At 74.4% G+C, this 23,562-nt stretch carries 25 protein-coding genes; 10 read left to right on the top strand and 15 right to left on the bottom strand.

Annotated elements, in window-relative coordinates:
* The first annotated feature begins 29 nt into the window (after nucleotides 1-29).
* The gene (locus tag ACFYWL_RS15475) at nucleotides 30-1,487 is read left to right on the top strand and encodes a cryptochrome/photolyase family protein (protein ID WP_386972674.1); all 1,458 of its coding nucleotides are present in this window, start codon (nucleotides 30-32) and stop codon (nucleotides 1,485-1,487) included.
* Between the two features lie 11 nt (nucleotides 1,488-1,498).
* On the opposite strand, the gene ACFYWL_RS15470 is transcribed toward ACFYWL_RS15475, so the two are convergent.
* Genes ACFYWL_RS15470 through ACFYWL_RS15460 form a run of 3 tightly spaced genes read right to left on the bottom strand, consistent with a single transcriptional unit; the run spans nucleotide 1,499 to nucleotide 4,840 of the window.
* Complete coding sequence (locus tag ACFYWL_RS15470) at nucleotides 1,499-2,350, bottom strand: alpha/beta fold hydrolase (protein ID WP_386972672.1); 852 nt, start codon at nucleotides 2,348-2,350, stop codon at nucleotides 1,499-1,501.
* A complete protein-coding gene (locus ACFYWL_RS15465; RefSeq protein WP_386972669.1) occupies nucleotides 2,347-3,300 on the bottom strand; it encodes an SDR family NAD(P)-dependent oxidoreductase in 954 nt (317 codons plus the stop codon). The genes ACFYWL_RS15470 and ACFYWL_RS15465 overlap by 4 nt, the downstream gene beginning before the upstream one ends.
* A 25-nt stretch (nucleotides 3,301-3,325) precedes the next feature.
* Entirely contained in the window at nucleotides 3,326-4,840 is a 1,515-nt protein-coding gene (locus ACFYWL_RS15460; protein ID WP_386972667.1) for a flavin-containing monooxygenase, read from the bottom strand.
* A 218-nt stretch (nucleotides 4,841-5,058) separates the two neighbouring features.
* On the opposite strand from ACFYWL_RS15460, the gene ACFYWL_RS15455 reads away from it, so the two are divergent.
* Together ACFYWL_RS15455 and ACFYWL_RS15450 are read left to right on the top strand one after the other, a co-directional pair.
* Nucleotides 5,059-5,922, top strand: a complete 864-nt coding sequence (locus tag ACFYWL_RS15455) for a pentapeptide repeat-containing protein (RefSeq protein WP_386972664.1) — start codon at nucleotides 5,059-5,061, stop codon at nucleotides 5,920-5,922.
* 77 nt (nucleotides 5,923-5,999) lie between these two features.
* The gene (locus ACFYWL_RS15450; RefSeq protein WP_386972661.1) at nucleotides 6,000-6,230 is read left to right on the top strand and encodes a hypothetical protein; all 231 of its coding nucleotides are present in this window, start codon (nucleotides 6,000-6,002) and stop codon (nucleotides 6,228-6,230) included.
* Between the two features lie 22 nt (nucleotides 6,231-6,252).
* On the opposite strand, the gene ACFYWL_RS15445 is transcribed toward ACFYWL_RS15450, so the two are convergent.
* The 5 genes from ACFYWL_RS15445 to ACFYWL_RS15425 form a co-directional block, all read right to left on the bottom strand.
* A complete protein-coding gene (locus ACFYWL_RS15445) occupies nucleotides 6,253-6,477 on the bottom strand; it encodes a ferredoxin (protein ID WP_386972658.1) in 225 nt (74 codons plus the stop codon).
* Nucleotides 6,474-7,694 (bottom strand): cytochrome P450, encoded by a 1,221-nt coding sequence (locus tag ACFYWL_RS15440; RefSeq protein WP_386972655.1) that lies wholly within the window; start codon nucleotides 7,692-7,694, stop codon nucleotides 6,474-6,476. Before ACFYWL_RS15440 ends, ACFYWL_RS15445 begins: the two co-directional genes overlap by 4 nt.
* A 95-nt stretch (nucleotides 7,695-7,789) precedes the next feature.
* The gene (gene rnhA, locus ACFYWL_RS15435) at nucleotides 7,790-8,275 is read right to left on the bottom strand and encodes a ribonuclease HI (RefSeq protein ID WP_386972652.1); all 486 of its coding nucleotides are present in this window, start codon (nucleotides 8,273-8,275) and stop codon (nucleotides 7,790-7,792) included.
* Nucleotides 8,276-8,363: 88 nt separating this feature from the next.
* Entirely contained in the window at nucleotides 8,364-9,551 is a 1,188-nt protein-coding gene (locus ACFYWL_RS15430) for a lycopene cyclase family protein (protein WP_386972650.1), read from the bottom strand.
* A gap of 61 nt (nucleotides 9,552-9,612) precedes the next feature.
* Nucleotides 9,613-10,494, bottom strand: coding sequence for an aldo/keto reductase (locus ACFYWL_RS15425; protein WP_386972648.1), 882 nt, complete (start codon nucleotides 10,492-10,494; stop codon nucleotides 9,613-9,615).
* 207 nt (nucleotides 10,495-10,701) lie between these two features.
* Between ACFYWL_RS15425 and ACFYWL_RS15420 the strand changes: the two genes are divergently transcribed.
* The 5 genes from ACFYWL_RS15420 (at nucleotide 10,702) to ACFYWL_RS15400 (ending at nucleotide 14,547) form a co-directional block, all read left to right on the top strand.
* Nucleotides 10,702-11,184 carry an LPXTG cell wall anchor domain-containing protein gene (locus tag ACFYWL_RS15420; protein ID WP_386972645.1) on the top strand — a complete coding sequence of 161 codons (483 nt, stop codon included), beginning with the start codon at nucleotides 10,702-10,704 and terminating at the stop codon, nucleotides 11,182-11,184.
* A gap of 85 nt (nucleotides 11,185-11,269) precedes the next feature.
* Nucleotides 11,270-11,890: a class F sortase gene (locus ACFYWL_RS15415; RefSeq protein ID WP_386972643.1), complete on the top strand. Its 621-nt coding sequence runs from the start codon at nucleotides 11,270-11,272 to the stop codon at nucleotides 11,888-11,890.
* 63 nt (nucleotides 11,891-11,953) lie between these two features.
* Nucleotides 11,954-13,063 (top strand): magnesium and cobalt transport protein CorA, encoded by a 1,110-nt coding sequence (locus tag ACFYWL_RS15410; protein WP_386972640.1) that lies wholly within the window; start codon nucleotides 11,954-11,956, stop codon nucleotides 13,061-13,063.
* A gap of 341 nt (nucleotides 13,064-13,404) precedes the next feature.
* A complete protein-coding gene (locus ACFYWL_RS15405; RefSeq protein WP_386972638.1) occupies nucleotides 13,405-14,073 on the top strand; it encodes a C39 family peptidase in 669 nt (222 codons plus the stop codon).
* Nucleotides 14,074-14,142: 69 nt separating this feature from the next.
* Nucleotides 14,143-14,547 (top strand): YchJ family protein, encoded by a 405-nt coding sequence (locus tag ACFYWL_RS15400; RefSeq protein ID WP_386972635.1) that lies wholly within the window; start codon nucleotides 14,143-14,145, stop codon nucleotides 14,545-14,547.
* Between the two features lie 36 nt (nucleotides 14,548-14,583).
* Here ACFYWL_RS15400 and ACFYWL_RS15395 read toward each other — a convergent pair whose 3' ends face one another.
* The 3 genes from ACFYWL_RS15395 to ACFYWL_RS15385 form a co-directional block, all read right to left on the bottom strand.
* Nucleotides 14,584-15,498 carry a hypothetical protein gene (locus ACFYWL_RS15395; protein ID WP_386972631.1) on the bottom strand — a complete coding sequence of 305 codons (915 nt, stop codon included), beginning with the start codon at nucleotides 15,496-15,498 and terminating at the stop codon, nucleotides 14,584-14,586.
* 87 nt (nucleotides 15,499-15,585) lie between these two features.
* Entirely contained in the window at nucleotides 15,586-16,305 is a 720-nt protein-coding gene (locus ACFYWL_RS15390) for a hypothetical protein (protein ID WP_386972630.1), read from the bottom strand.
* Nucleotides 16,306-16,343: 38 nt separating this feature from the next.
* The gene (locus tag ACFYWL_RS15385) at nucleotides 16,344-18,035 is read right to left on the bottom strand and encodes a protein kinase (protein WP_386972627.1); all 1,692 of its coding nucleotides are present in this window, start codon (nucleotides 18,033-18,035) and stop codon (nucleotides 16,344-16,346) included.
* 328 nt (nucleotides 18,036-18,363) lie between these two features.
* Here ACFYWL_RS15385 and ACFYWL_RS15380 point away from each other — a divergent pair, with 328 nt between their 5' ends.
* Both ACFYWL_RS15380 and ACFYWL_RS15375 read left to right on the top strand, forming a co-directional pair.
* Nucleotides 18,364-19,497 carry a peptidoglycan-binding protein gene (locus ACFYWL_RS15380; protein WP_386972624.1) on the top strand — a complete coding sequence of 378 codons (1,134 nt, stop codon included), beginning with the start codon at nucleotides 18,364-18,366 and terminating at the stop codon, nucleotides 19,495-19,497.
* 150 nt (nucleotides 19,498-19,647) lie between these two features.
* Nucleotides 19,648-20,193 carry a MarR family winged helix-turn-helix transcriptional regulator gene (locus tag ACFYWL_RS15375; RefSeq protein ID WP_386972621.1) on the top strand — a complete coding sequence of 182 codons (546 nt, stop codon included), beginning with the start codon at nucleotides 19,648-19,650 and terminating at the stop codon, nucleotides 20,191-20,193.
* Nucleotides 20,194-20,203: 10 nt separating this feature from the next.
* Here the strand turns inward: ACFYWL_RS15375 and ACFYWL_RS15370 are convergent, their stop codons facing one another.
* From ACFYWL_RS15370 to ACFYWL_RS15355, 4 genes are read right to left on the bottom strand one after another with little or no spacing between them, the layout of a single operon-like run.
* Nucleotides 20,204-21,298 carry an ABC transporter ATP-binding protein gene (locus ACFYWL_RS15370; protein ID WP_386972617.1) on the bottom strand — a complete coding sequence of 365 codons (1,095 nt, stop codon included), beginning with the start codon at nucleotides 21,296-21,298 and terminating at the stop codon, nucleotides 20,204-20,206.
* Nucleotides 21,295-22,116, bottom strand: a complete 822-nt coding sequence (locus ACFYWL_RS15365; RefSeq protein WP_386972614.1) for an ABC transporter permease — start codon at nucleotides 22,114-22,116, stop codon at nucleotides 21,295-21,297. The genes ACFYWL_RS15370 and ACFYWL_RS15365 overlap by 4 nt, the downstream gene beginning before the upstream one ends.
* Nucleotides 22,117-22,122: 6 nt before the next feature.
* On the bottom strand, nucleotides 22,123-22,920 hold the full coding sequence (gene modA, locus ACFYWL_RS15360) for a molybdate ABC transporter substrate-binding protein (protein WP_386972612.1): 798 nt from the start codon (nucleotides 22,918-22,920) through the stop codon (nucleotides 22,123-22,125).
* Nucleotides 22,917-23,333: a molybdopterin-binding protein gene (locus ACFYWL_RS15355; RefSeq protein WP_386972609.1), complete on the bottom strand. Its 417-nt coding sequence runs from the start codon at nucleotides 23,331-23,333 to the stop codon at nucleotides 22,917-22,919. The genes modA and ACFYWL_RS15355 overlap by 4 nt, the downstream gene beginning before the upstream one ends.
* Between the last annotated feature and the right edge of the window lie 229 nt (nucleotides 23,334-23,562).

Here is a 23,562-nt window from a genome sequence, read left to right as displayed (position 1 = left end):
CATCGGAACGGACTGGGCAGAATCGACACATGTCTTCCCGCCGCCGGTGGCTGCTCGCCGATCAACTCGGGCCCCACTTCCTCGACGACGCGGCGCAGCCGGTGCTGCTCGTGGAGGCCCGGGAGCTGTTCCGACGCCGCCCGATGCACCGGCAGAAGGCGCACCTGCTGCTCTCCGCGCTGCGGCACCGCGCCGCCGAACTGGGCGACCGGGCCCTGCTGGTACGCGCCGACACGTTCCGGCAGGCCCTGCAGCGCGTCGACGGACCGGTCGAGGTCTGCCACCCGCCGTCGCGGGCCGGGCTGGCCTTCGCCCGCTCGGTGCCGGGGCTGGCCATCCTGCCGCCGCGTGGTTTCCTCGTCCGCCGGGAAGACTTCGCGGCGTGGGCCGACGCCGACCGCAGGGCGCCGTTGCGGGTGTCCGACTTCTACCGCTGGGCCCGCCGCGAGCACGGCGTGTTCGACGGCCCGCCCGGGCGGGTCCCCCGCCGCCCCCGCCGCGCCGACGCCGGCGCCGGGCTGGTCGCGCCGGCTCCCCCGCCGATCGTGGAGGACGACATCGACGCGGAGGTCCGCGACGAGCTGGACCGCTGGGAGCGCGACGGCGTGCGGTTCCTCGGCCGCGACGGCCCGCGCCGCTACCCGGCCACCCACGCCGAGGCCGACGCGCGGCTGCGGCACTTCGTGGCGCACCGGCTGCCCGACTACGGCCGCTACCAGGAGGTGATGAGCGCGGGCGACCCGCTGCTGACCCACAGCGTGCTGTCGTCGTCGTTCAACCTGGGGCTGCTCGACCCGGCGCAGGCGATCCGGGCCGCCGAGGGCGCCTGGCGGGAGGGCGCCGCGTCGCTGGCGGCGGTGGAGCCGTTCATCCGGGGGCTGTTGGGCTGGCGGGAGTTCCTCTGGCAGCTCTACTGGTATTTCGAGCCGGGGCACCGGGGCGCCGACTGGCTGGCCGCGACCGAGCCGCTGCCCGACTGGTTCGCCGGCCTGGACGCCGACGCCGTGGAGGCGCGCTGCCTGGCCGACGTGCTCGCCGGGGTCCGCGACCGCGCCTGGGCGCACCACGCGCAGCGCCTGCTGGTGCTCGGCAACTACGCGTTGCAGCGGGGCTGGCGGCCGGCGGAGCTGGCGGACTGGTTCCGGGACTGCTTCGTCGACGGCGTCGACTGGGTGATGAACGCGACCGTGATCGGCATGAGCCAGTACGCCGACCTGGGCCGCATCGACACCCGCCCGTACGCCGTCGACGGCCGCTACGTCGACGAGCTCAGCGACTACTGCACGGGGTGCCGCTACCAGCCGGAGACGACGCTGGGCGACCTGGCCTGCCCGTACACCGGGGGGTTCGACGCGTTCCTGCACCGCAACCGCGACCGCCTCGCCGCCGACGCGCGGCTGGCCGCGGAGCTGGCCGAACGCGACGATCCGCAGCTGCGTGACGCGGTGCTGGCGCAGGAGGACAAGCGCGGCAGCAGCCCGCCCTGACCGGGCGCGCCTCAGCAGTCGGCGGCCCGGACCGCCCAGAAGCCGGTGACGAGGCGGTGGAACTCCTCGGCCCGCTCGACCTGCGGCAGGTGCCCCGTGTCGGCGAACAGGTGGGTGCGGGCCCGGGGCAGCCGGGCCCGTGCGGCGTCGAGGTGGGCCGCCGGCAGGATCAGGTCCCGGTCGCCCCAGACGACCAGGACGGGCAGGTCCAGCCGGGCCACCGCGTCGAGCAGCTCCTGACGCCACGGCGCGGCGACGCCCCGCCACGTGCCGAGGCTGCCGACGAGTTCGCGCATCACCCGGGCGGCGTGTGGGCGGCGGGCCGCCGTCATCGCCGCGGCGAGGCGGGCGGCGGTGACGTGCCGCCGGTCGTGGAACAGGGCCCGCTCGACGCGGCGGGTCACGGCCCGGCTCGGCCGCAGCAGCAGCCGGCCCAGCGGCCGCACCGCCAGCAGCCGCAACGCGACGGTCACCTCCCGGCCGAAGCCGGCGCTGCCGACGAGCACCAGGCTGGCCGCGCGGGCCGGGTCGTCGACGGCCAGCCGCATGGCGACCGCGCCACCGAGGGAGTTGCCGAGCAGGTGGGCGGGGCCGGGCACGCCCAGCGCGTCGAGGCAGTCGGCGGTGGCCCGGGCCAGCGCCGGCAGGGTGTGCGGCTCGTCCAGCGGCGCGGATCCGCCGTGCCCGGCCAGGTCGACGCTGATCACCCGATGGTCGGGGGCGAGCCGCTCGTGCAGCTCGGCGAAGTCGGCGAGGGTGCGGCCGATGCCGTGCAGCAGCACCACGGGCGGGCCGTCGCCGGCGACCCGGCACCGGGCGGCGCGTCCCCGCACGGTGACGACGGTGTCGGCCGGGTCGCTCACTCCGGCTCCGCCGGCCCGCGGGCCGGCACCGGCGCGGCGGCGTTGGCCGCCGGCCCGCCGGGCCGGCCCGCGGCGGGAACGGGCGTCGCCGGCTGGTTCGCGTTCGCGTCGGCCGCCGGCCCCGCAGCCCGGTTCACGGCGAGGGCGAGCAGCCGGCCGTAGCCGGCGGGGGCGAGCCGGGCCAGCAGGTCGGGCAGCCGCGCCGACCAGCCGATCAACACCCGGCCCCGACGCCGCTGCACCCCGCGCAGGATGGCCTCGGCGGCGGTGGCCGGGTCGATGGACAGCAGCCGCTCGAAGCGGCGGCGGGCGGCCTCGTACTCCGCGGCGGACACGCCGCTGCCGACACGGGCGTCGGCGGCGATGCGGGTACGGATGCCGCCGGGATGCACGCACGTCACCCCGACCCCGTCGCCGGCCAGCTCGTGGCGCAGCGCCTCGGTGAAGCCCCGCACGGCGAACTTGCTGGCCGAGTAGGCGGCCTGCCCGGCGGGGGCGATGAGCCCGAAGAGGCTGGACACGTTGACCAGGTGCGCGCCCGGCTCGGCCTTCAGGGCGGGCAGCAGGGCGTGGGTCAGCTGCACCACGGCCCGGAAGTTGACGTCGAGCACCCACCCGAACTCGTCCAGGGTGACCTGGTCGAATCGGCCGCCCAACGCGACGCCGGCGTTGTTGACCAGCAGCCGCAGCCGCGGGTGCCGCCGCCGCAGCTGCTCGGCCACCCCGGCGGTGGCGGTCGCGTCGGCCAGGTCGACCACGACCGTGTCGACCCGCCGGCCGGGGTGGGCGGCGCGCAGCGCGGCGGCCACGGCGGCGAGCCGGTCGGCGTCGCGGTCGAGCAGCACCAGGTCGGTGCCGCGCCGGGCCAGGCCGTGGGCGAGGGCCTCGCCGATGCCGCCGGCCGCCCCGGTGACCACGGCGGTGCCGGACGTGAAGTCGAACCTGCGCACGTCGATCTCCCTTCGCCCCGCCCGGTCAGCCGGCGGTGGTGCCGGCCGGGTGGGCCGGGTCGCGGCGGTGCGTCGGGGACGCCTGCCCGGCGCGGGAGAACCGCACGCCGGCGTCGGTGAGCCGGCCGTGCCGCATGAGCAGCACGTCGCGGACGTAGTTCTGGTGCAGCCGCCACGGCGCGGACGCGCCCTGCTTGGGCAGCGCGTCGACGCCGCGCAGCACGTACCCGGCCTTCAGGTCGATGATCGGCTCCAGCGGGCCGCCGGTGGGAGCGAGGGGGGTGACGATCTGCTGGCCGGTGGCGTCGAGGTGCCGCAGCAGCCGGCACACGTACGTGGCGACGAGGTCGGCCTTGAGCGTCCAGGAGGCGTTGGTGTAGCCGATGGTCATCGCGAGGTTCGGCACCCCGGACAGCATCATGCCCTTGTAGGCGACCGTCGCGGCGAGGTCGACGCCGCGCCCGTCGACGGTGAGCGTCATGCCGCCGAGGGCGAGCAGGTTGAGGCCGGTGGCGGTGACGACGACGTCGGCGGTCAACTCGACGCCGGAGGCGAGCCGGATGCCGGTGGGGGTGAACGTGTCGATCCGGTCGGTCACCACGTCGGCCCGGCCGGAGCCCAGCGCGGCGAACAGGTCCCCGTCGGGGGCCACGCACAGCCGCTGGTCCCACGGGTCGTAGCGGGGCGAGAAGTGCCGGTCGACGTCGTAGCCGGCCGGGAGGCGGCCCTTGGCCGCGCGCCGCAGGAACCGCTTGACCACCGTCGGGGCGCGGCGGCTGAGCTGGAAGTTGGCGGTGCCGAGCAGCACGTTCTTCCACCGCACCACCGGATGGACGACCTTCGCCGGCAGTCGACGCCGCAGCGCGTCGGCGAGCACGTCGCGCGACGGCAACGCGATGACGTACGTGGGTGAGCGCTGGAGCATGGTGACGTGGGCGGCCCGCTGCGCCAGCGCCGGGACGAGGGTGACGGCGGTGGCGCCGCTGCCGATCACCACCACCCGCGCGCCGGTGTGGTCGAGGTCGGCCGGCCAGTGCTGCGGGTGGACCAGCCGCCCGGTGTAGGAGCCGACGCCCGGCAGGTCGGGGGTGTAGCCGGCGTCGTAGCGGTAGTAGCCGGAGCAGACGAACAGGAACCCGCAGGTGACGGTGACGTCCTCGCCGGTGTCGTCGCGGCGGGCGTGCACCGTCCAGCGGGCCGCGGCGCTGTCCCACCGCGCGGCGAGCACCCGGTGCCGGAACCGGATGTGCCGGTCCACCCCGTGCTCCCGGGCGGTGTCGCGCACGTAGGCGCGGATCGACTCGCCGTCGGCGATGGCGCGCGGGTTCGTCCACGGCCGGAACGAGTAGCCGAGGGTGAACATGTCGGAGTCCGACCGCACGCCCGGATAGCGGAACAGGTCCCAGGTGCCGCCGATCGCGGCGCGCGCCTCCAGCACCGCGTACGTCTTGTCGGGGCAGGCGCGGCGCAGGTGGCAGGCGGCGCCGACGCCGGAGAGGCCGGCGCCGACGATCAGCACGTCGACGTGGTCGCAGGCCATGACGTCTCCCGTCGCAGGCGGTGACCGGACACTATCCACCGCCGTCGACGGCGGTCAACGCCGGACCCGGGCAGCGCGACCGGGCGCAGGGCCGACGGGAGCCGCGCGACGCCGGCCCGACGCCCCCTGCCGACCGGGTGGCGGCCGGCCGGCGGGACAATGGGCGGGGCCCCGGGGTGTCGCCGGCGCCACCGCGGCGTCTGCGAGGAGGGCTCGACATGTCCGACACCGGTGACGAGCTGCGGGCCGACTGCGCCCGCTGCTTCGGGCTGTGCTGCGTCGCGCCCGCGTTCGCCGCCTCGTCGGACTTCGCCGTGGACAAGCCGGCCGGCCGGCCCTGCCCGAACCTCGGCGACGACTTCCGCTGCGGCATCCACCGGGACCTGCGGGCCCGGGGCTTCGCCGGGTGCACCGTCTTCGACTGCTTCGGGGCGGGCCAACGGGTCGCCCAAGCCACCTTCGCCGGCCGCGACTGGCGGGCCGCCCCCGGCGAGGCGACCCGCATGTTCGACGTGTTCGCCGTGATGCGGCCCCTGCACGAGCTGCTGTGGTATCTGACGCAGGCGGCGGCGCTGACCGGGCCGGGACCGCTGCGCGTCGAGCTGGACGCGGCGCTGGCGCAGACCCGGCGGCTGGCCGGCGGCACCGCCGACCAGGTGCTCGCCGTGGACGTCGACGCGCACCGGGGGCGGGTGAACCCGCTGCTGGTGCGGGTGAGCGAACAGGTTCGGGGCGAGCGGGCCGGCGCGGACCGGCGGGGGGCGGTGCTCGTCGCCGCCGACCTGCGCCGGGCCGACCTGGTCGGGGCGAACCTGCGCGGCGCGGTGCTGCTCGGGGCGGACCTGCGCGGCGTGGACCTCACGCTGGCCGACCTCACCGGCGCCGACCTGCGCGGCGCGGATCTGCGGGGGGCGGACCTGCGCGGCGCGCTGTTCGTACACCAGTCGCAGGTCGACGCGGCCCGGGGCGACCACCGCAGCGGTCTCCCGGCGGCGCTGACCCGCCCCGCGCACTGGTCGTTGCCGGTCGTCGCGGCCCGCCGCCGCAGCGCCGCCCCGGCGGGCCGGGGCCGACGCCGCTGACCGGCAAACGCCCGGCCGGCCCGCGTTCCCCGCCGGCCCGGACGTTTGCCGGCCGGTCAGCCGGGCACGACTGCCCCATGACCAGTGAGCGACGTGTCGACCGCGCCAGCACCGACGAGCCGGACGGTGTGCCGGCGATGGAGGCGTCCCTGCGCCCGCCGGGCGATTCGGTGCGCACCAGCACCGACAGCGGGGACGACTTCGCCGACCTGCCGGCGGAACAGGCCCGCCCGGCCCGGGACACCAGCCGGGCCGGCTACGACGTCGACGCCGTCTCCGGCGCCGCCGACCCCTCCCGGGAAACCTGACCCCGGCGGCGGCCCCGCACCGTCAGGGTCCCGTCGTCGACGTGAGGTGGATGGCGCCGGCCGGGCACGTCTGCACGGCGCGGCGGACCCGGTCGGCCGCCTCCGGCGGCGGCGTGGGCCGCCGCAGCAGCACCAGCCCGTCGGTGTCGTCCTGGTCGAAGACCTCCGGCGCGGCGACCACGCAGTTGCCGGACCCGCAGCACCTGTCCCGGTCCACCGCCACCTGCACCACACCCACCTGGCTCACCAGGTCACCGGCAGGCTGTTGAGGCCGAACACGACCGACGTGGCCCGGGTCGACACCTGCTGCGGCCCGACCTCGGCGCGCAGGGTCGGGAACCGTTGGGCCAACCCCACCAGGGCGATGCGCAGCTCGGCGCGGGCCAGCGGCTGACCGATGCACTGGTGCACCCCGAAACCGAACGCGAGGTGCTGGTGGGCCTGCCGGTACGGGTCGAACTCCTCCGGGTCGTCGAAGACCTCCGGGTCACGGTTGGCCAGCGACAGCACCGCGATGACGCCCTCGCCCGCCCGGATGACCTGGCCACCGATCTCGGCGTCGACCAGGGCCAGCCGGGGCAGCCCCATGCGGATCACGCTGAGGTAGCGCAGCAGCTCCTCGACCAGTTCGGCCGCCCGGTCCGGGGCCTCGCGCAGCGCCGCGAAGCGGCTCGGCTCGCGCAGCAGCAACAGGGTACTCAGGCCGATCATGTTGGCCGTGGTCTCGTGGCCGGCGACGAGCAGCAGCAGGGCCATGCCGACCAGCTCGTCGACGGTGAGCTGCCCGGTGGCCACCCGGTCGCGCACCAACCGGCTGATCAGGTCGTCGCCGCCGCTGTCGCCGCGGCGGGCGATGATCAGCTCGCGCACGTAGTCGCGCAGCTCCTGCGCGTGGGCCCGGACCAGCTCCGTCGACGTCGTGCGATCGAGTAGGGTGCGGCTGCGGGCCTGGAAGAAGTCGTGGTCGGCGTAGGGGACGCCGAGCAGATGGCAGATCACGATGGACGGCACCGGCAGGGCGAACGTCTCGACCAGGTCGGCGGGCGGGCCGGCCGCGGCCAGGTCGGACAGCGCCGCGTCGACGGTCTGCTGGATCAACGGCTCGATCCGCCGCACATTCTTGATCATGAATTCGGCGGTGAGCATCCGGCGCAGCCGGGAGTGCTCCTCACCGTCCATGCGGATGAAGCCGCCCTGCCGGTCCGTTTCCGTCTGCGGGGGCAGGGGACGTTGCAGCGGAAACCCGGGACGCTCCAGGTCGGCGCTGAAACCGGGGTGACGCAGCACCTGGCGCACGTCGGCGTGCCGGGTGACCAGCCAGGCGGGCGTGCCGGTGGGCAGCCGCACCCGGGTCACCGGCCCGGTGAGCCGGCGCCGCTGCTCCTCGTCGAGCAGCGCGAACGGGCCATGGTCGAGAGTGGATGCCGGCCAGAGCGGCAGGTCGGTAGCGGCGGTCGCGGTCACGCGGACACCTCCCGTGACAACTGAGGGTAACGCCATCGATTCGCAACGCTACCCATCGGCGCGTGTCGACACAACCCCCATACCGTGACGCAACGTCACCCCCGCCGGGCCGGTGCCCCCGCCCCCGCCCGCGCCTCGGCCATGCCCCGCCCGGCCAGAGCATCGGCCCGCTCGTTCTCCGGATGCCCGTTGTGTCCCTTCACCCACAGCCAGGTCACCTCGTGCCGGGCGCAGGCCGCCTCCAGCCGCTGCCACAGGTCGGCGTTCTTGACCGGCTGCCGCGCCGCCGTCACCCACCCGTTGCGCTTCCACCCGGCCAACCAACCGGTGATGCCGTTACGCACATAGGTGCTGTCGGTGTGCAACCGCACCGTCACCGGCCGGGTCAGGCTCTCCAACGCCCGGATCGCCGCCATCAACTCCATCCGGTTGTTGGTCGTCGGCGTCGCCTCTCCCCCGCACAGGTCCCGCTCGTGGACGCCGTAGCGCAGCACCGCACCCCAACCCCCCGGCCCCGGATTGCCGCTGCACGCCCCGTCGGTCCAGATCTCCACGACCCCACCGGCCGCCGCATCCACCATGCCCGCAACCTACCGCGCGCCCCGACCACCGCCGGGGCCGCATTCCGCGACGCCGGCATTGACGGCCTCGCCCGACCACAGCCCGGCCTCAAGGGCGGCGCAGCCGACCACGCAACCGCCCCACCGCGTCACCGACCACCGCCGCCGTCATCGGCGCCAGCGGACTCGACCGCATCACCGCCAACTCCTCCCCCACCCCGGTGTCACCGTCGAGGAACCGCAACACCCGCGACGCCGGATTACGGTCGAACAGCCGGTCGAAGAACTCCGGACCACCGACCCGGCCCGTGTCCAGGGCCCGCAACGCCACCGCGTCCATCCACAGGTGCCGCCGCGGATACGCCGGCGCCGGCACCGGCGCCCGCCCACCAGCCAACGCCACCGCCACCTGCTCGGCCTGCCGCAGCATCGCCGAGAACGTGAACCCCGTCGACGGCCGCGTCGCGCCGCCCGCCGTGCCCAACCGCACCACCCGCGGCGAGGGACGCCGCGGAAACGGCGCGTCGGTCATCGGAATCACCCCGTCCTCCACCTCCCGCACCACCAGCGCCGCCGGATCCCACCCGAGCCGCCCCAGATAGCCGCGCAACGCCCGGTCGTACCCGTCGCCGGTCAACCGGGCCGGAGAAAACTCGGTGTACTCCACCAACGCGAACCGGTCGCTGACCGGCAACACGTAACCGAACGACACCCCCCGCTGCGGCTGCGGGGTGCGGAAATCCATCAACACCGCCCGCCGCGGATCGAACAACGCCGCCTCCGAGGCGACCCACCAGCCCCGGAAGTGCTGCAACCAACTCGTCCGGCCCGGCCTCGCCGGCGGCCGGGGACGCGAGTCGAGCACCCACGACGCCCGCACCAACGGCACACCATCCCCGTCGCGCACCACCACCCGCGCGCCGTCGTCGTCGAGCCCCGCCACCGCCGCGTCGAACCGCACCGCCCCCAGCCGCCGCGCCGCCCGCGCCGCCCGCGCATATACCGGAGCCGACCGCACCATCGCATACCGCAACGGCGTCAGGTCCAGAACCCGCCGGCGAGCCGGCGTGACCACCTCGACCTGACCCCAACTGGCGCTGAGCGCCCCGTCGAGATCACCACCGGGACGGCCCCAGAACGCCCACGTGCGATCCTGGCCACGCCGACGCACCGGATCCACCACGGCGACCCGCAACCCCCGCAGCCCGTGCCGGTCCAGGGCCGCCAGGACCAGCGACGCGGCGCCCCCGCCGCCAACCAGGGCGACGTCGACGTCGACCGGCGCGCCACCATTCACCCCGACACGCTGTCACACCACCCGACCTGCCCCGCCACCGGCCGCGCCGACCACCGCCCAGTCACTCGCGGCGCTGGTGCACCGCCTCCAACCGGGCCAGGTCGTCGTCGGTCAACCGCACCGCACCCGCCGCGACGTTGGCGACCAGGTGATCCGGGTCGCCCGTGCCCGGGATCGCCATTACGTTCGGGCCCCGCCCCAGCGTCCAGGCAAGCCGAACCTGCGCGGTGGACACCCCGTGGGCCGCGGCGACCGCCCGCACCTCCGGGTCCTCCGCGCCGACCGCACCCGCCTCCCGGCCCGTGGTCGCCAGCGAGAAGAACGGCACGTACGCCACACCCTGCGCCGCGCAGTCCCGCACGAACTGGTCGTGACCCGGCCGGAACCCCAGACCGTAGGCGTTCTGCACACACACCACCGGCGCGACGGCCTGCGCCTGCGGCAGGTGCTGCGGACGGACGTTGGAGATGCCCAGGTGCCGGATCAGGCCCGCGTCGCGCAGCTCGGCCAACGCCCCGAAATGCTCGGCCACCGACTCCAGCCCGGCCTGCCGCAGATTCACCAGGTCCAGGTGGTCGCGGCCGAGCTGACGCAGGTTCTCCTCCACCTGCCCCCGCAACTCGTCGGGCCGCGCCAACGGCAACCACCGCCCCGACGCGTCCCGGCCCGGCCCCACCTTCGTCGCGATCACCAGATCCTCCGGGTACGGCGCGAGAGCCGCGTTGATCAGCTCATTCGCCGAACGCGACGCCGAAAAATAGAAGGCGGCCGTGTCGATGTGGTTGACACCCAACTCGACGGCCCGGCGCAGCACCCCGACCGCCCGCCCCCGGTCGCTCGGCCCGCCATCCGCGGCCCGCGTGAGCCGCATCGCGCCCAACCCGATCCGGTTGACCGTGAGGTCACCCAAGGTCCAGGTGCCCGCAACGTCAGCAGTGACCATCCCCGTATCCATGATCACAACTCTGGCACGGACGACCCACCGAAACCGCCCCGCCAGCACCGCCACGTGACGGCAACGAAGAATTCTCATTCTCACCGGATCGTGAACCCAACCCTCCTAGTGTGGGACACACCGGTGCGACACACGGAGTTGGCCACCCGAACGACGTCCCACGCGACAGCGGACGAAAAGTGAGGGAACACGCGTATGAAGACCCAGTCAATTCTCGGATCGGCCGCGCTCGGCGCGGGCCTCGGCACACTCCTGCTCCCCGCCGCCGCCCTCGCCGACACCACCGTCTCCCCAGCCACCACCCCGGTCGGCGGCACCGTCGTCCTCACCTCCACCTGCAACCCGAAATCCGGCGACGCGATCTTCCACGTCACCGGACCCGACCGCGACCAGAACGTCCGCTCCACCACCGCCGCAGCCGGCGGCGGACTCAGCGCCGAACTGTTCACCGCCGGATTCACCCTCGGCACCTACACGGTCACCGCCACCTGCGGCGACGGCACCTCCTCAGGCAGCGCCACCTTCACCGTCACCCCAATCGGCGCCGCACCCGCCGGCACCGGCACCGACAGCGACAACACCGGCCTGCTCGCCGCCGGCAGCACCCTCGTCGCAGCCGCCGCCACCAGCGCACTCATCCTCACCCGACGCCGCCGCCGCGCCACCGCGCCAGCCTGAACCACACCAGGCCCAGCCACGGGTGCCCGCGCCGGCCCACCGCCGACGCGGGCACCCGTCCCACACCCACGAAAGGAGGACACCCGTGGCCGCCCCCTACCACACCCCCCGGGCCGCCATCGCACTGACCACCCTCACCGCCACCGCCGGACTCGGACTCCTCACCGCCGCCGCGACCCGCACCCCACCGCAACCACCCCACCCCAACCCCGCCCCCAACCCCACCGCCACCACCAGCCCCGCACCACCACTGCCCCGCGCCACCCCCCTGCGCATCACCATCCCCACCATCGACGTACACGCCGACGTGACGCCCGTCGCCGCCACCACCGACGGCCAACTCGAAGTCCCCCCAGCAGACCCACCCACCGCCGGCTGGTACCGCCTCGGCGTCAGCCCCGGCGAAACCGGCAACGCCGTCATCGTCGGACACGTCGACTCCCGCGAAACCGGCCCCGCCGTCTTCTTCGACCTCGGCCGCCTCAAACCCGGCGACCCCATCCACATCACCCGCGCCGACAACCGCACCGCCACCTTCACCGTCGACAGCACCGCCGCCTACCCCAAGAACCGGTTCCCCACCGCCCTCGTCTACGGCCCCAGCCCCACACCCCGACTCCGCCTCATCACCTGCGGCGGACGCTTCGACCCACGCCACCACACCTACCCCGACAACATCATCGTCTCCGCCACCGCCGTGCCCTGACCCACCACCACACCCGAAGATCCCCTACGGTTGCCGTCAGTCCCCGCAAGGCGGAGGTGACCGGTGGACCCACAACCCGCACCGACCAGACGACGCGCCACACTGCCCGACCTGCTCCGACGCGCACTACGCCGCCCCACCCGCACCACACCACCCACCCCCCAGCCGACCAACCCCGACGCCGTCGTCGACTGCGCCGTCTACGTCAACGGCCAACGCCAACCCGGCCGCCCCCACTACGCCGACGCCCACGCCCACAGCCGCCGCAACCGCCGCTCCTTCGTCTGGCTCGGCCTACACGACCCCACCCCCGCCGCCATGACCGCAGTCGGCCACACCTTCGGCCTCGACGAGTTCCACGTCAACCAGGCCCTCACCGACGGACACCGACCCACCCTGCAACACCACGACGACATCACCCTGCTCGTACTCCGCACCGCCGCATACGTCGAACACACCGAACTGACCGACACCTCCGAGGTCATCGACACCGGCGACGTCATGATCTTCCTCGGCGACCGATTCGTCGTCACCGTCCGCCACGGCGCACCCGGCGCACTCACCACCGTCCGCCAGGACCTCCAACACCGCCGCGCCATCCTCGCCGAAGGCCCCTGGGCCGTCGCATACGCCATCTGCGCCCGCATGGTCGACCAGTACCTCGACGTCGCCAACCACGTCGAAACAGACCTCGAACGACTCGAAGAAACCGTCTTCGCCCGCGAACGCACCGCCGACATCCCACACATCTACCAACTCAAACGAGAAATCGTCGAACTCAAACGCGCCGTACTGCCCGCACAGGCACCACTGCGCACCCTGGCCGGCCCACCCACCGACGGCCCACCCCCGGCCCTACGCCGCTGGTTCGCCGACGTCGACGGCGACCTCGCCCGCGCAGTCGACCGCGTCAACGCCTACGACGACCTGCTCAACTCGATCCTGCAGTCCCGACTCGCGCAACTGGCCGTCGAACAGAACAACGACATGCGCAAAATCGCCGCCTGGGCCGCCATCGCCGCCACCCAAACCGCCGTCGCCGGCATCTACGGGATGAACTTCACCCACATGCCCGAACTGCACTGGCGCTACGGCTACGGCGCCGCACTGCTGCTCATGGCCACGGCCGCACTCACCCTGCACCGGCTGTTCCGCCGCTCCGGCTGGCTCTGACACCCCAGCACACACGAGCGACGGCCGACCGTCCGATTCGTCCCCCGGTGTCCGGTGGCCCGGGTCACCCCGGGGGCGGAATCGGGTCGGGGGCGGGGGCGTTGTACATGGCATGCGACCGGGCTCTGCCGCCCGGTCGGCCCCCGGTCCACCCCACTCCCTACGAGCCCGGTCGCGGGTCGGGGAATGGCGGACGGGCCAGGGTCGTTACACCCTCCCGACGCCCCGTGCAGGCCATCCCCTGGCCGCCGGATGTCGTCCCCCCAAGTCTTTCTCGCGGTGCCGCCGCGCGTATGCCCCTTTCGCGGTGCCGTTTCCCCCGAGCAGAGGAGCACGCTGTTATGCGTACCGATCTGATTCGTCGTACCGCCCTGACCGTTGCCGGTGTCGCTGCGACCGCTGGTGGGATCGCGGGTCCGGCGCTGGCCGCGCAGGCCGCCCCTGCCCCTGCTTCCGTGGAGCGGGTCGCGTCGGTGCAGGCCGAACGTCGTGCGGCGGGTGAGCGTCAGCTGGACGTGCGCTACGAGGCGCAGCCGAACTTCTACTACTGCGGCCCGGCGGCGGCGCGCAACGCGCTGAGCGTGCAGGGCAAGAACATCGACGTGGACACCATGGCCAAGGAGATGGGCACCACCGAGGCCGGCACCAACTCCATCAACGACATCACCCCCGTCCTCAACAAGGAGACCGGCAAGGCCGACGCCTACCGCAGCGTCGAGATCCGCACCGGCAAGGCAGACGACAAGCAGACCAACACCCTGCGCACCGACATCGTCCGCACCGTCGACAACGGCCGCGCAGTCGTCGCCAACATCGCCGGCACCACCACCGACACCGACGGCGTCACCCACTCCTTCGAAGGCGGCCACTACATCAGCGTCGTCGGCTACCGCGACAACGGCCACACCGTCAAGATCGCCGACTCCGCCAACCCCGACCAGGCCAGCTACTGGATCACCGTCGACCACCTCGCCGACTGGATCGCCACCCGCGGCTACGCCACCTCCTGACCCAACCACCGAAAGGGCCGGCCCCCACCGGGGCCGGCCCTTTTCGCACCACTACGGCAGGATGACCACGTGGCAAAACGACACCGCAACCCGGCAACCACCCCCTGCCCCTGCGGCACCGCCCAGCCCTACCCCGACTGCTGCGGCAAACTCCACCGAGGCGACGCCGACGCCGCCACCGCCGAAGCACTCATGCGCTCCCGATACAGCGCCTACGCCCTCGGCGACACCACCTACCTGCTGCGCAGCTGGCACACCTCCACCCGACCCACCCAGTTACGCCCCCAACCCAGCCAACGATGGACCCGACTGGACATCCTCCACACCGAACGAGGCGGCCTGCTCGACACCACCGGCACCGTCACCTTCCGCGCCCACTACCGCCAGGCCGGCCGCCCCGCGACCCTCACCGAGCACAGCCGCTTCACCCGAGAAAACGGCCGCTGGGTCTACCTCGACGCACAACCAGACTGAACCCCACCACCCCGGCCGACGCCAGCAGCCCCCACCTCACCGGCCGACGCCACCCCCGCCCGGCCGAGGAATGACCACCGTCGCCTCCTCGTCACCCACCACAGCCTCACGCCCCCCACCACGCTGCCCCAACGGCGGAATCGGCCGCGTCACCTCCGACTCCTCACCCACCCGAGGCACCACCTGCGTCCGATCGGCATCCTCCCCGGCCTCCGGCGAAGCCGCCGCCGCCAACCGCTCCGCCACATCCCGCCGCCCCGCCCGATACGCCCGCGCGTGCGTCGCCACCACCCGCGACTCCCGCTCCGCCCGACTCAACCACGACTCCCACCGACTCTGCATCGGACGCACCAACCCACCACCGACACCAACCACCAGGATCCCGCCCACCGTCGCCAGCACCGCCACCAACACCGGCGTCGTCACCGCCGTCGCCACCCCCACCTGATTGAGCGCCGCGATGACCCCCAACCCCACGATGAACACCGACGCCACGCCCGCCAACACCCGCCCGTACGACAACCCACCCAACGCACTGCTGATGATGTCCCGCACCGCCCGAGCGATCGCGGCAGCCACCACCACGATCACGATCGCCACGAACGCCCTCGGCAACCAGGCCACCACCACCGCGATCAAATCCGAGACCGGATTCGGCCCCCACAGACCGAACGCCAGATGCAACGTCACCAACAGCACCCCGTAATACGCCAGCTTCGCCACGATGTCACTCGCGTCGTACCGCGACCGGGCCAACGCCGCCTTGATCCCCCCGCGCTCCACCGCACGGTCGAACCCGACCCGCTCCAACACCCTGCCCACCACCCGCACCACAGCCTTGGCGACCAACCAACCCACCGCCAGGATCGCCACGAAACCCACCGCCCTGGGCAGGAAAAGCAGCACCCCACGCAGAGCGTCGCCCACCGCGTCGCCGAAGTCGTCTCTCATCGCACCGATCCTCCACACCAGGGACAGCGAACAACCGTCCGCTCTACCCCGACCCACCCGCGCGCAAACGACACCCCGGCCCGACCCTCACCGAACACGACAGGTGTACCGGACCTCCGTACCCGCCTGCGCCACCGACGGCTCCACAATGTTCACCGTCGCCGTCTCCCGAGCCACGCCCACACCCGCGAACGACCACCTCAACGGCAAGCCCACCGACCGCTGCCCCCGACCGACCCGCTCGCTGACCACACCACCCGGCGGCGAACCGGAACGCAACCACTGGTAACGGATCGTGCCGGCGTTGCCATTCGTCCGCACCGTCGCCACCACCTCCACCGTCACGTCACACCGGTCTCCCGCCGGCTCGACCACCGCGACGGTGACCCCCTCGATCTCCAACGGGCTCAGCCGCTGCCACAGGAACAACCCCACAGCCACCAGCAACACCACCGTCAGCAGGGTGGACAACACCGAGACCACCCGACGCCACACCGACCGGGACCGCCCCACCGGCGGCGGCCCCGACCGCGGCCAGGCCGGAGCCGACGGCGGCCCCACCGGCACCCCCGGACCGAACCGCGTCTCGCCACCCGCGACGGTCGCCACCGCAGGCTCCGTGAAAGCGGTACGAGACGCCCCCGACCCCACCACCGTCGCCTCCGAACCCGCCCCGGACACCTCCGTACGCCCCAACCCGACCGTCCAACCCAGATCCGCCGTGCGCCCCAGGTCCACGGTCGGCTCCACCCGACCCGACGCGCCCACACCCGGCAGCGCCTCCGTCGGCTCGTCCGCACTACTCAACGCCGCCCCTCCGTCCACCTCTGAACCCCCACCGCCGATCAACCCGGCGTACAGAACGACTGCAGGCTCACGTACACCGGCCCCACCGGCCCCGCGGAGTTGCCCGCAGCATCGACCGCCGTGACGGACACCGGGATACGAACCGCCGTCTCCGGCGTCGCGAACGGGCCCAACGTGCCCTGGAAGACGTCCTTCCCCACCGACGCCATCCCCACCGTCGCGGAAACCCGACCCACGGTGTACCGGAACGACACCCGCAACTCCCCCGCCGCCGAACGATCGTCGGTGACACTCACCGACACCGACGTCGACCTCGGCCCGTACTTGCAGTTCTCCGGCTCCAACGTCGTCAACGCGGTGCTCGGCGACCCCACCGACGGCGCGGTGACATCCGACGGCGGCGGCGACGTGCTCGCACCCGGGCTGGCAGTGGGGGGCACCGTCCGCGTGGGCCGGCTCGTCGGCGACGGCGGGCGCGTCGTGGCCGGCGCACCCGTGGTCGGGGCCGCCACCGTCGGACTCGCCGACGTCGGCGCGGGCGTCGCAGTGCCGCCCGACGGGCTCACCGCGACCTCCGGCGAGGCCGACGCCGACCCACCGCCCGAAACCGGCGTCACCGCCCCGCTCGGCTCCTTGGCACCCACCGGCGCGACGTCGGGCTCGGCGCCCGAGGCGTACCGGTAACCCGCGCCGCCCACCAGCACCGCCGCCACCAACGCCCCACCCACCAGAGCCGTGCGGGCCCGACCCGTACGCATACGCCGACCGGTGCGGATCTCCCGCCGGACGCCGAAGCCGGCATCCGACCCGAGCACCGTGCTCGCCACGCTCGTGCTGCCGCCCGAGGAGTCCGGGAACGGGAAGAACACGGCCAACAGGGCGGCCCGCCGGGCCAACTCCCGCACCCCGCGCTCCTCCCAGCCCGGCCCGTACGCCCCGCCCGCGACCTGCTCCAGGATCCCGAGGAAGACCTGCGCCGGCTGCGGCCGCTCGTCGGGCCGCTTGGCCATCCCCCGGCGCAGCAGCTCGTGCACCGGCGGCGGGGCCGGATCGGTGGGCACCGGCGCGCTGGCATGCTGGTCGCGCAGGGCCAACAAGCTCCGCCCGTCGTACGGGGGACGGCCGGTCAGGCACTCGTAGAAGGTCGCCGTCGCGGCGTAGATGTCGCAGGCCGGGGCGGCAGCCGCGCCCGTCCACTGCTCCGGCGCCATGTAGCGGGGCGTGCCCGTGACGGTGGTGCTCGACTCGCCGCCGATCGGCATGGCGATGCCGAAGTCGGCGAGCTTGCTCTCCCCCTGGGCGGTGACCAGCACGTTCTCCGGCTTGTAGTCGCGATGCACCACGCCCCGGTCATGGACGGCCGCCAGGCCGGCCAACGAGCCCTTGAGGACGCAGAGCGCCGCCTCCGGGCCGGTCGGCCCGTTGGCGCGCAGCATCTGCCGCAGCGATACGCCGTTGACCAGCTCCATGACGATCGCCGCGCCGGTGGGCGACTCGACGTACTCGTAAAGGCGGGAGACGTGCGGGTCGTCGATGTCGGCCAGCAGACGGGCCTCGGCACGGAAGGACTCACGGAACGACGGGTCACCGCCGAGGCCACCGACGAGGTACTTCACGGCGACCGGGGTGCCGGTCGCGTCGTGGGTGGCCAGCACCACCCGACCCGACGCGCCCGAACCCAGCTCACGAACCTCGGTGTAGCCGGAAACCAGCCAGCTGTTGGCGCTCATTCGACGGTCTCCACCGCTCCCCCGGGCCGCTTGCCCGCACACACCTCGAATCCGACGCCGCTCATTGTGACCGGCGTCGTCCATCCGGCCATCGGCGCAACGCATCCCCCGCTCCGCCTGTTCCGTCGTGCTGTGGGCAGGGTCCGGTGTGGTGGCGCGGCGCACGCCGCGTAATGCATCCTAGGAGGCTAGGTGAAGCGACGTGGGCCGGCGGGACGGCGACTGACCCCTGGCGCGCGCCCCGGTGTTGGCAATATCCTCCACATCACGCATTGCTCCTGGAGCTCCTTTTCACTCACGCGCCGTCGTCGGCCACAGAGGAGATGCCATGCACTTCGACCATCCGGAGCTCGACCGCCGCACCCTGCTGCGGGCCGGGCTCGGCGCGGCCACGGTCGCCGTCGTCGGCACGCAGCTCGCGTCCCCCGCCTCCGCGCGGGCGGCGACCGGCTCGGACCTCGACTGGATCATCGGCTGCGACGAGTGGGGCGCCCGGCCGCCGGCCGATCCCCTGTCGGTCAGCGAGATCGCCACCAACAAGATCATCGTGCATCACATGGCGTTCCCCAACGTCACCGACTACTCCCGCGAGCAGGCCGTGAAGCTGGCCCGGGACTGCCAGGACCTGCACATGGACGGCAACGGCTGGTCGGACACCGGCCAGCACTTCACCGTCAGCCGCGGGGGCTACGTGCTGGAGGGCCGGCACGGCAGCCTGGAACGGCTGGCCGCCGGCGACCGGCAGATGGTCTCGGCGCACTGCCCGGGCGAGAACGGGCGTGCCATCGGCATCGAGAACGAGGGCACGTACGTCGACGAGACCCCGCCGGAGGCGCTGCTGGACTCGCTGGTCGCGCTCTGCGCCACGATCGGCCGGCAGTACGGCCTGCACGCCCACGACATCTTCGGCCACTGGGACTTCCGCACCACCGCGTGCCCCGGAGCGGCGTTCTACCGGCAGTTCCCGGAGCTGCGCAGGCGGGTCTTCCGCGAGCTGGGCACCAGCCTCGGCGACGTGCCGGCCCGGCGCTGGCCGGACCTGTGGCGGTTCGTCAGCTCCCCCTCGGTGCGGGTGGTGCAGTACCTGCTCACCCACCGGGGCTACGCGGTGCCGGTGAACAGCACGTTCGACGCCGCCACCGTCGCCGCCGTCCAGGACTGGCAGGCCCGCAACGGCATACCCGTCGACGTCGACGCCACCCTCACCACGCCCACCTGGGAGACCCTCGCCCCCGAGCTGGACCGGGACGCCAGCGGCGCGCCGGTCAGCGCCGTGCAGTTCATCCTCAACTGGAAGGGCTACGCCGACGTCGCGGTGACCGGCGAGTTCGACCACGCCACCCGCCGGGCCGTGCAGGACGTGCAGCGGCTGCACGGCCTGCCGCCCAACGGCAAGGTCGGCACGAGCACGTGGTGCGCGATCGTCGGCGGGGTGGTCCGGCAGTCCCTGCGGCGGCCCTGACGAGCCTGCCGGGCGGACGGCCGTCGCCGTTCCGCCCGGCGTCGTCGCGCCACGCCGGCCTACTGCACATACCGGCCTGTCGCTGCGTAAATCGGATCAACCCCTGCCATACTGGGCTCCCGTGGCTCGAACCGCAGCCGGAGGTCCCCCATGGCCGATCCATCGCCCGGCATCGAGGGCGCGGCGGTGGCGGCGCTCCTGGCCGCCAGCGGCGCGCTCGTCGGGCTGACCACCCGGTCACTGGCCGGGATCGGCCCAGAGATCACCCTGCCCCAGTTCCGCACGCTGGTCGTGCTGGCCGCGCGGGGACCGCAGCGCGCGGCGGACATCGCCGCCGAGCTCGGCGTCGCCCCCTCGGCGGGCACCCGGATGTGCGACCGGCTGGCCGCCAAGGGACTGGTCCAGCGGACCCGCTCGACCAGCGACCGCCGGGTGGTGCGGCTGCGGCTGAGCACGGCCGGGACCGGCCTGGTCGACAGGGTGTTCCGGCAGCGGCGGGAGGCCCTGTCCCGCATCGTCGCGGCGACGGCGACGCACTGGTGCCCGGAGGCGGTCGCGGCCCTGACCGCCTTCGCGGCGGCGGCGGGCGAGATGCCGGAGCGGCAGTGGTGCCACGGCTGGCTGGTGGCGCAGGAGAACGCTCCCCGTCAACGCGACGGGCGCGCGCCGACCGCGCCGGAGGCGTCGACCACCTGAGCGCGGCGGATCAGACGCCCGCCGGGTACGCGCGGGTCTCGGCGGCCTTCACCGCCACCCACACCCGTTGACCGGGGCGCAGCCGCAGCGCGGCGGCGGCGGCCTGGGTGACGTCGGCGGACACCGGCAGCGGCCCGCCCAGCTCGACCCGCAGGTGGTCGCCGTGCCGCTGCACCCCGGCCACGGTGGCGGGCCAGGTGTTGCGGGGGCTGCCGTCGGGCCGGGCGGGGTGCAGGGCCACGGCGGCGGGCGGGAACGCGACGAACGCCTCGCCGACGACGCGGTCGACGGCGGTGAGGGCCAGCGCCCCGACGCGCACCTCATGGCCGTCGGCGTGGCCCCGGTGCAGGTTCAGCCCGACGAGGCGGGCGACGTAGTCGGTGCGGGGGCGGGCGGTGACGGTGGCCGCGTCCCCCTCCTGGACCACCCGGCCGCCCTCGACGATGACCAGCCGGTCGGCGAGCACCAGCGCGTCGAGCGGGTCGTGGGTGACGAGCACGGTCGCGCCGGGGTGCGCGCCGAGGTGACGGTGCAGCTCGGCGCGGGTGTCCACGCGGGTGCGGGCGTCGAGGGCGGCGAGCGGCTCGTCGAGCAGCAGCAGGGTCGGCTCCACGGCGAGGGCCCGGGCCAGCGCCACCCGCTGGGCCTGACCGCCGGAGAGCTGCCGGGGCCGGCGGCGGGCGTGCCCGGCGAGACCGACCCGGTCCAGCCAGGCGTCGGCGCGGGCCCGAGCGGCGCGCCGGTCCGCGCCGCGCCGGCGGGGACCGAAGGCCACGTTGTCGCGGGCGCTCAGGTGCGGGAAGAGCAGGTAGTCCTGGAAGACGACGCCGACCGGGCGGCGCTCCGGCGGGACCCACACCCGCCCGTCGGGGCGGTCGAGCTCGACCCCGTCGAGGACGAGGTGCCCGGCCGCGAGCGGGTGCAGGCCGGCGAGGGCACGCAGCGCGGTGGTCTTGCCCGCGCCGTTGGGCCCGAGCAGCGCGACCACCTGCCCCGCCCGCACGCGCAGCGCCACGTCGAGGTGGAACCCGCCCCGGTCGGCGACGAGGTGGGCGTCGAGCAGCGGCGTCCCGGCCGCCGGGCGGCGCGTCCCCGCGGCGGTCACGGGCCCGTGACCCAGCGGTCGCGCAGGCCGGCGAGGATCGCCACGGAGACGGTGAGCAGCACCAGGCTCAGCACGATCGCGGCCTCCAGATCGGTCTCCAGGGCCAGGTAGACGGCCAGCGGCATGGTCTGCGTGCGGCCCGGGAAGTTGCCGGCGAAGGTGATGGTCGCGCCGAACTCGCCGAGGGCGCGGGCCCAGCACAGCACCGCGCCGGCCGCCACGCCGGGGGCGACCAGCGGCAGCGTGACGTGGGTGAACGTGGTCCACCGGCCCGCGCCGAGGGTGGCGGCGGCCTCCTCGTAGCGGGTGTCGGCGGCGCGCAGGGCGCCCTCGACGGCGATGACCAGGAACGGCATGGCGACGAACGCCTCGGCGAGGACCACCCCGGCCGTGGTGAACGGCAGGGTGACGCCGAAGGCGGCGTCGAGCCAGCCGCCGAGCAGGCCCCGGCGGCCGAAGACCAGCAGCAGGGCCACGCCGCCGACCACCGGCGGCAGCACCAGGGGCACGGTGACCAGCGCCCGCACCAACCGCCGGCCGGGGAACCGCACCCGCGCCAACACCCACGCCAGGGGTACGCCGAGAGCGAGGCAGAGCAGCGTCGCTCCGGTGGCGGTCAGCAGGGACAGCCGCAGCGCGGTGAGCACCCCCGGCGCGGCGAGCCGCTGCGGCAGGGTGGCCCACGGGGCGCGGGCGAGCAGCCCGGTCAGGGGCAGCACGAGGAAGGCCAGCCCGAGGCCGGCGGGGACGAACAGGGCGACGGGCACCCGCCGGCCGGGGACGCGGCGACGCCGGAGCGGGGCGGGCGGGCGTACCACCGGTGGTCAGGCCCGTGGCGGCTGGAACCCGGCGGCGGTCAGCGCGGCCCGGCCCCGGTCGGACAGCACGTACGCGACGAAGGCCCGCGCGGCCGTCGGGTTGCCGGACTGCCGCAGCGCGACGATCGGGTAGTCGTTGACGGCCCGGGCCGACTCGGGAAACTCCACGGCGTCGACCTGGGACGCGGCGGCGGTGGCGTCGGTGCGGTAGACCAGCGCGGCGTCGACCTCGCCGAGGCGCACCTTGGCCAGCGCGCCCTTGACGTCGGATTCGAGGGTGACCGGGGTGAGCGCCACTGCGGCGGCGTCCAGGGCCGTGCGGGCCGCCGCGCCGCAGGGCACCTGCTCGGCGCAGAGCGCCACCTTCACCCCGGGCCGGGTCAGGTCGGCCAGCGCGCCGACGCGCCTCGGGTTGCCCTCCGGCACGGCGATGACCAGCTGGTTGCGGGCGAAGGTGGCCGGGTCGCCCGCGGCGTTGCCGGCGTCGGTGACCGGGCGCATGGTGGCCGGGGACGCGGCGGCGAACACGTCGGCGGGGGCGCCCTGGTTGACCTGGGCGGCCAGGGCGGAGCTGCCGGCGAAGCCGAAGGTGACGGTGGTGCCCGGGTGGGCGGCCTCGAACTCGTCGCCGAGCCGGGTGAACGCCTCCGTCAGCGACGCCGCGGCGAGGACCGTGAGCGGGCCGCGCACCCCGTCGCCGTCCTCCCCCGGCTCCGGCCGGTCGGCCCCGCCGGCGCAGCCGGCGAGGGCCAGGGCCAGGGCGAGGGCCCCGGCCAGGGCGGTGCGGGCTCCTGCTCCGGTCACGTGCCGGTCCTGCCTTTCGGGGCGGACGGCCGTTCCACCACGACCGTCGTTGACTTGATCACCGCGATGGCGATCGCGCCGACGGTGAGCCCGAGGTCGTCGACCGCCTCGCGGCTCATCAGCGACACGACCCGGAAGGGCCCGGCCTGGATGTCGACCTGGGCCATGACGGCGTCCTTGACCACGGCGGTGACGATGCCGCGCAGCCGGTTGCGCGCCGAGGAGAGCTCGGCGTGCTCCTCGGGCGCGGCGGCTGCCGCCCGGACGAACGCGGCCAGGTCCACGCCGTCGACCACCCGGTGGCCCTGCGCGTCGCGGGTGGCGGCGAGGCGGCCGGCGTCGACCCAGCGCCGCACCGTGTCGGTGCTGACGCCGAGCAGTTCGGCGGCCTCGCCGATCCGGAACATCGCCACGCCGGCACCCTACCGTGCCGCTTCTGCGAGGGGCGAAGCGGCCCAGCCCTGGCACGAGCAAGCCGTTTCCGGCTTCGGGGCCGGCAGATGCGGCCGATGGCAGGACGCGGGGAACGGCGAGCCGCGGGGGGGGGCCCCCCCCCCCCGGGGGGGGGGCCGGGGGGGGGGGCGGGGGGCGGCCGTAGCGTGGGGTGGGGTGCCCCCCCCCCCCCCCCCCCCCCCAACCGTA

It is taken from the genome of Micromonospora sp. NPDC002575, from assembly GCF_042889525.1.
GTDB classification, from domain to species: Bacteria; Actinomycetota; Actinomycetes; order Mycobacteriales; family Micromonosporaceae; genus Micromonospora; species Micromonospora carbonacea.
Note: the sequence above shows the minus strand (reverse complement) of the source record. Positions and strands in the feature narration are given on the sequence as shown.